The sequence below is a fragment of the Belliella baltica DSM 15883 genome (assembly GCF_000265405.1).
GTDB classification, from domain to species: domain Bacteria; phylum Bacteroidota; class Bacteroidia; order Cytophagales; family Cyclobacteriaceae; genus Belliella; species Belliella baltica.
The window spans coordinates 4,189,077-4,196,595 of sequence record NC_018010.1 but is presented as its reverse complement, the minus strand read 5'-3'; the positions used below and the strand labels follow the sequence as shown (position 1 = coordinate 4,196,595).

The 7,519-nt window shown below is 36.1% G+C and carries 5 protein-coding genes; 3 read left to right on the top strand and 2 right to left on the bottom strand.

The features are described 5' to 3' along the window. Positions 1-92: 92 nt before the first annotated feature. Together BELBA_RS18940 and BELBA_RS18935 are read right to left on the bottom strand one after the other, a co-directional pair. A complete protein-coding gene (locus tag BELBA_RS18940) occupies positions 93-1,007 on the bottom strand; it encodes a bifunctional metallophosphatase/5'-nucleotidase (protein WP_014774284.1) in 915 nt (304 codons plus the stop codon). A 1-nt stretch (position 1,008) separates the two neighbouring features. Beyond that, a complete protein-coding gene (locus BELBA_RS18935) occupies positions 1,009-1,761 on the bottom strand; it encodes a 5'-nucleotidase C-terminal domain-containing protein (RefSeq protein ID WP_014774283.1) in 753 nt (250 codons plus the stop codon). Between the two features lie 249 nt (positions 1,762-2,010). Here BELBA_RS18935 and BELBA_RS18930 point away from each other — a divergent pair, with 249 nt between their 5' ends. The 3 genes from BELBA_RS18930 to BELBA_RS18920 are packed head-to-tail and all read left to right on the top strand — an operon-like array spanning position 2,011 to position 7,471. Beyond that, entirely contained in the window at positions 2,011-3,426 is a 1,416-nt protein-coding gene (locus tag BELBA_RS18930; protein ID WP_014774282.1) for a methylmalonyl-CoA mutase family protein, read from the top strand. Further along, on the top strand, positions 3,423-5,546 hold the full coding sequence (gene scpA / locus BELBA_RS18925) for a methylmalonyl-CoA mutase (protein ID WP_014774281.1): 2,124 nt from the start codon (positions 3,423-3,425) through the stop codon (positions 5,544-5,546). Before BELBA_RS18930 ends, scpA begins: the two co-directional genes overlap by 4 nt. A gap of 32 nt (positions 5,547-5,578) precedes the next feature. Then, positions 5,579-7,471: a TIGR00341 family protein gene (locus tag BELBA_RS18920; protein WP_014774280.1), complete on the top strand. Its 1,893-nt coding sequence runs from the start codon at positions 5,579-5,581 to the stop codon at positions 7,469-7,471. Positions 7,472-7,519: the final 48 nt, after the last annotated feature.

Below are 7,519 nucleotides of genomic sequence, written 5' to 3'. Positions count from 1 at the left end.
GAAAAGATTAACTATCCTCTTTGTCCTATTATGAGGGGCATCAAAATTGGCAAAAATATATTTAAATAAAAAATCAAATTCGGCTTGACTTTCTAATAAATTGTTAGATTTCTGTGACTTGCGTAGGAAATTTGGTTATCCTTCGAAAACTCAAAATCAATTTTACCTAATCGTAAAGCTGCAGTGCCCACTTGATTGACCATAGTTGTGTGGCCTTCAGGGTTTTTGATGATCGTTGGTTCATCCAGGAAAGTATGTGTATGCCCACCCAAAATTAGATCAATTCCAGATACTTGATTGGCTAATTTAAGATCATCAATTTTACCTGACCTATAAGAATAACCTAAATGCGAAAGGCAAATGATTAAGTCACATTTTTTATTTTTTAATTCTTGTACCATTTCTTCCGAGGTAGCTATTGGGTCAAGATATTTGGTATTGCCATAATTTTTCATTCCAACCAAACCCTTCAACTCAATACCCAAAGCAAAGATGCCGACTTTGATTCCATCTTTTTTGAATATTTTGTATGGTTTAAAGGTGTTGTTAAGAATTGTATCTTGGAAATCATAATTGGAAGAAAGTATGCTGAAATTGGCATGCTCTAGTTGGTTTTTGATTCCTTCTAAGCCGTTGTCAAATTCATGATTACCCAAAGTACTCGCATCATATCCCATTTGACTCATCAATTTCAACTCTAATTCACCACCATAAAGATTGAAATAAGGTGTTCCCTGAAAAAAGTCTCCAGAATCCAAGAGCAAAACATTTTCTTCTTCAGACCTTATTTTTTTGATCAAGGAGGCCAGTTTTGTCATACCGCCTCGATTGGCATTTCTTCCTCCATCGTTAGGAAATGGCTCAATGCGAGAATGCATGTCGTTGGTGTGAAGGATAGTTAGTCTTTTCGATTGATTTGTGAAAAGCCGTTCAGCAAAACCTCCGGAGCTCAAGCTAAGGGCAGCACCTGTTAATAAACTCTTCTTAAGAAAATCGCGTCTTTGCATCTTAATTGATTTTTAATCTCCCCTCGATTTCTGCATCAAGAATTTCTCCTGAGGCTGTTTTTTGTTGGATCATTGTGATCAGCATATCCCTGATGGAAGTAGTGCTATTTTCCTTTACAGGTAATCCAACCAAAAACTCCATATTGTCACCACCATTGGCGAGATAGTCGTTGATTACTAAAAGGTAGGTTTTGTTCGATTTCAGTGCTTTCCCATTGATGGTCAACTCTGAAAGCTTATCTTTCTCAGAAGTGATTTGCATGCCTTGAAAAGCCATATTTTTCCTTTCTGCAATGAATTCAGCGAGTTTTTGGACATCATTTGCTTGGAGTTCTAAAACTACCAAGTAATTATCAAATGGAGAAAGCTCGTAAATATTACCAAGAGTAATGTCACCTTTCGGTAAATCATTTCGCATTCCACCATTATTGATAATAGAAATATCAATCGGGTATCCAAAAGCTTTCTGAGCATATTCTAATTGTAAGTCAGAGACAAAATTTCCAAGTAAAGATTCTCTTCCTGCTCGTGTCAACGCCTTCTGAGTTGTACCGATGACAGATCCCATTTTTGCTTCTAAATTCTCTTTGAAAGGTGCAATGAAAGATACCAATTTTGCTTCTTGTTGAATAGATTCATCGACTGAAGTAAAATCACTACTTGCGTGATAACTCAGTTGAGGACTACAACCAAGAAGAATGAAAAAGCCTATGTTTAGAATTAAAAATTGTATTTGTCTGTAGTGCTTATCCATACCATCATTCTATTTACCTTATTTTACAATTCGTTTCAAAGATAGTTTAATCTTAAAAAGGATTCTATTTATCTGATCATGATAAATACTTTTTTATTCTAAGTAATTGAATTTCTTTTTTGTTATTTCATGACCTTTTAAAACTTTTTTGACATCTACTATAGAAAGGGTAACTTTGGCAAGGGGATAGAAATACTGTTTAAGTTTAAATAATTTCTCCAACTAAAATAGCCCAAATATAATTTTGATATGAAAAATAAATTGTTTGAAGATTTTCAACCAACCAATAAAGAAGAGTGGATTGCTCAAGCGATCAAAGACCTGAAAGGAAAGAGCTTTGATGAAATGCTTGTTTCACAATCTTTAGAGGGAATTCAAATAGCGCCATTTTACACCCAAGAAGATTTATTAGATCAGCCTTCATTGGCAGGATTTCATCATAAAGTAAATCCAAAACCACTTATTTCAGGCATTGCCCCTCGAGTTTGGTCAAACGCCACTCGTATTGAATCCAAATCCGAAAAAGAAGGAAATGCAATCATTTTAAATGCTTTACAAAACGGGTCTGATGCAATTATTTTAATTCTCAATGGGGAAGAGAACTTATCAATCCTTCTCAAAGATGTACAGCCAGCATATATTCAGATTTTTTTGGAGCCTACTTCAAGTCCAACTAAAGTTCTGGCGAATTTTAAATCTTGGCTAAGGCAAGAAAATCATGATTACGAACAAGTTTATGGAGGTGTTCTTTGGGATGGTTTTATAAAGAGGTTAACTGAAGATTTAGATAAAGAAGAGGTCATTCAAATCTCAAGAAAACTTTTGGACTTTGGATATGACTTACCGAATTTCAAAACGATTACTATTGATTTCTCTCACTATCACAATGCGGGAGCAAATGCAGTTCAAGAACTGACTTTTGGCTTTTCTGCTTTAATAGATTTGATTGATGATTTATCAGTTGATCAGCAAATGGTTTTTGATAAATTAATTTTGAAAACTGCGGTAGGTTCTGATTATTTTATGGAAATAGCGAAAGTCAAAGTGATCAGAATTTTAACACAAAGACTTGCGGCACTTTTTCAAGTAAATCAAAAAGCGGAAGATATATTTATTTTTTCTAGCACAAGCTACTGGACAAAATCAGGAGTAGATATACAGACTAACATGCTGAGAAATACGACTGAGGCGATGTCTGCTATTTTGGGTGGATGCAATGCATTGGAGGTTTTGAGACATGATTGTGTCAACAACGATGTGACTGAATTTTCTCTTCGGATGGCAAGAAATATCTCCAATATCCTAAAAGAAGAAAGTTACCTTGACCAGGTTTTGGACCCTTTTGCAGGATCCTATTTCTTGGAAAAGCTTACCTTTTCCATATTTGAAAAAGTTAAAGACAAAATGGTTTCCACCGAGTCTTCTGGAGGTTGGTGGAATTCAGTGAATCAGAATTTGATTCAAGAGGAAGTCAAAAAGACAAGAATAGAAAGGCAAAAGATGGTTTTGGTAGGGAAGCAGGTTAAGGTAGGTGTTAATAAATATTTAGATTCGTCAAGCAAAACTGCTCAAATCGAAATCTCAATAAATGAAGAGTCTGCCAGCCAACTAAAAACAAGTAGAGAAAGCTTTTTAGTAGAAACTCAAAAATCAAGTGTAATATGAGACCAGATATAAGTCAATTAACTTTTGAAAATACAGAGAAATCTTTATCAGAAAACTGGGATCAGTTATGGAATACTGGCGAGAAAATTGAAGTCCCTGCAAAGGTTGAAGGGGAAAAAATTAAAGAAACCGAACATCTTAGATTTGCAGCTGGAATTGCGCCTTTTTTGAGAGGTCCATACAGTACGATGTATGTGATGCGTCCTTGGACGATCAGACAATATGCGGGGTTTTCCACTGCCGAAGAGTCCAATGCATTTTATAGAAAAAATTTAGGCGCTGGTCAAAAAGGCTTGTCAGTTGCTTTTGATTTGGCAACGCATAGAGGATATGATTCTGATCATCCCCGCGTTGTAGGGGATGTGGGAAAAGCTGGGGTTGCTATCGATTCAGTATTGGATATGAAGATACTTTTTGATAAGATTCCTTTAGATCAAATGTCAGTTTCCATGACGATGAATGGTGCAGTGATTCCTATCATGGCATTTTATATTGTTGCAGCAGAGGAGCAAGGGGTCAATCCAGAGCAACTTAGTGGTACGATTCAAAATGATATTTTGAAAGAGTTTATGGTGAGAAATACATATATCTATCCACCACAACCATCTATGCGGATTATCGCAGATATTTTTGAATATACATCTAAAAAAATGCCTCGATTTAATTCAATTTCTATTTCTGGATATCACATGCAAGAAGCAGGAGCTACAGCAGATTTAGAGCTAGCATATACCTTAGCTGATGGTTTGGAGTATTTGAGAACAGGAGTAGCGGCAGGATTAGATATTGATGATTTTGCACCGCGACTATCATTTTTTTGGGCGATTGGAATGAATCATTTTATGGAAATCGCCAAGATGAGAGCTGGGCGATTGTTATGGGCTAAGATCGTCAAGCAATTTAATCCGAAGCAGGAAAAATCTTTGGCTTTGAGAACACATTGTCAGACAAGTGGCTGGTCACTTACTGAGCAAGATGCATTCAATAATGTAACAAGAACTGCCGTTGAAGCTTTGGCTGCTGCATTGGGTCATACACAATCACTTCACACAAATTCTTTTGACGAAGCCATAGCTTTGCCCACTGACTTTTCAGCAAGGATAGCACGAAATACACAGCTTTATTTACAAGATGAAACCCAAATTACCAGAGTAGTAGATCCTTGGGGCGGATCATTTTATGTAGAATATTTGACCGATCAATTGGTTAAAAGTGCTTGGGCTTTGATCGAAGAGGTAGAGGAATTAGGAGGTATGGCAAAGGCCATTGAAGCAGGTATTCCAAAAATGAGAATCGAGGAGGCCGCTGCTAGAAAACAAGCAAGAATAGATAGTGGGAAAGATGTAATCGTTGGGGTAAATAGATACCAAACTGATGAAAAATCAGATTTTGATATTCGAGAAGTTGATAATGATTCCGTAAGAAAATCTCAAATTGAGCGCTTGAATAAACTTAGGGCTGAAAGAGATTTTGACGAAGTGAAATTAGCATTAGATAAAATTACAGCTTCTGCAAAAACAGGGGAAGGTAATTTGCTTGAGTTGGCAGTAGATGCTGCAAGAAAAAGAGCTACATTAGGAGAAATTTCTACTGCTATGGAAGAAGCTTTTGGAAGACATAAAGCAACCGTAAAAGCAATTTCTGGAATTTATTCTGCTGAGGCAAAAGCTGATAAGAGCTTTATTGAGGCGAAGAAGATGGCAGATGATTTTGCAAATCTTGAAGGAAGAAGGCCTAGAATAATGGTTGCTAAAATGGGGCAAGATGGTCATGATAGAGGTGCGAAAGTTATTGCTACAGGTTTTGCAGATTTGGGATTTGATGTAGATATAGGTCCATTATTTCAAACCCCAGAAGAGGTCGCCGTGCAGGCTATAGAGAATGATGTGCATATCGTAGGGGCTTCTTCTTTGGCAGCAGGTCACAAAACTTTGGTTCCAGCTCTGATTGCAGAATTAAAAAAATTAGGAAGAGAAGATATCATGGTAATTGCAGGGGGGGTGATTCCTCCAAAAGATTATGATTTCTTGTTTGAAGCGGGTGTAGCAGCTGTTTTTGGCCCTGGAACAGTTTTACCAAAAGCAGCTATTGAGATATTAAGTAAATTAATGGAAGGTTGATTTTTCAACCTTCCTTTTTTTAAATTAACTCTATGAAGTCTATTACATTAATTTACGATGAAAGTCTAATTGAGACCTTAGAAGAAAAGGTTTTGCCACTTTTAAGCAACAATGTAAAAATCAAAATTCCATATAAAAATCATAAGAAGTATAGCTTTACTGATGAAGATTTCCTAGTGACTTTTTTGTCAGATGAACAACTTCGTGAGTTATTTGATGTCGTAATAGAAAATCATTGGAAAATTGGGTTTCTTCCTCATCCAAAAATGATTGAGGCTAGACAAGGTTTTGGTATATCCTCTAATTTGGAAACAGCTGTAGAAAATATTCTGACTACAGACGAAGTTTTTGATATAGATGTACTTTTGGCAAATGGTCAGCCTGTACTCAATAAATTAGTATTGGGGAATACTTTTAGTTTGCTCTATGCTGTAGATGGTGATAAGTCTTGGTTTTCAAAATATCTAGGGAGAATCAAAAGGTTTTCAGGTTCATTCAGAAGAGTAAAACTGCACCCTTTTAGCATCAATTGGAGCAATGATATTGGGGAATTAAAGGAAAAGCCCTTAGAAACAGCAGCTCTTGGAATGGTAATCGTTCTTCATGGTCAAAGTTCTATTTTATCGAGAAGAATTATTGAAGATTCTTATGCCAATGATGGTATGATGCATTGCTTGATTCTTGCACCAAGTAGTATATGGGAAATTATCAAATTTGGTTTTTTCAGTATTTTCAAGTCTTCAAAAAAAAGCAAACTCCCAGATTATGTAGCTCATATCAAATCGGATAAGGTGGTCATTGGTAGCTCTGAATCTATCAATTATGCAATAGACGAGATTTTGATGAGTTCAAAATTCATAGAATTAGAAGTAAGGCATAAGGTAATTTCAATTGTTCCTGGAGGTGCATTAGAAACTGATTTAGAAGTCAAGAAGAAAAAAGTGTATAAGATTCAAAATTTGCCACAAGGTGAATTGAAAAATGAGCTTTTGGAAAGACTTCTTCCTATCACCAACCATGCCACTACAGAGGAGTTTAAATGGCTTTTTACCACTTTAAGAGAAAATTCTAAAGTCAGTTCGAGTTATTTGGTATTGATGGCCCTCTCTACAATAATTGCTACTTTTGGATTATTTGGAAACTCCTCTCCTGTGATAATTGGCGCTATGATTTTAGCACCTTTGATGTCGCCAATTATATCATTAGCCATGGGGGTACTTAGACAGGATAATAGACTGATAAGTGAAAGTTTTAAAACTATAGGATATGGATTGGGTGTAGGGTATTTGTTTGCAGTTATAATCACTTGGTTTACACCATTAAATGTAATGAATGGAGAAATTACCGCTAGGATAAGACCTAATCTTTTGGATTTGGGGGTGGCTGCTGCATCGGGAATTGCTGGTGCTTATGCCCATTCTAAGAAAGAAGTTGCCAAAACTTTAGCTGGTGTTGCGATTGCAGTTGCTTTAGTGCCACCTTTGGCAGTTTCGGGAGTAGGGCTTGGTTGGGGCGATTGGTCAGTTTTCTGGGGCGCACTTTTGCTTTTGGGGACCAACTTAGCAGGCATGGTGCTAGCCGCGGCTTTGACTTTTCTTTTTCTAGGATTTAGTCCTTTTAAACTAGCAAAAAAGGGGCTTACTATTTCTCTTTTTTTTGTTATTTTAATCTCAGCACCTTTAGCTTTTGGTTTTTCAAAAATGGTTAAGGAAAATAAAATAATACAGAATTTAAGTGGGAAGGAAATTTCAGTTGGTGTACTCAGAGATGTGAAAGTAATAAAAATGGCACCATTGAAGCTTTCTGTCACCGTAGTATCGGAATCACCTTTAGATTTGCAGGAATTAAATAAAGTCAAAGAGGAAATTGAAAAGGCAATCGATCAGGATATAGAATTGGAGTTATCGGTTGCTGTAAAGCTTTAAAAAAATAAAGAAAAAGAGTAATACCAAAACTGATAAATCAAAACATAT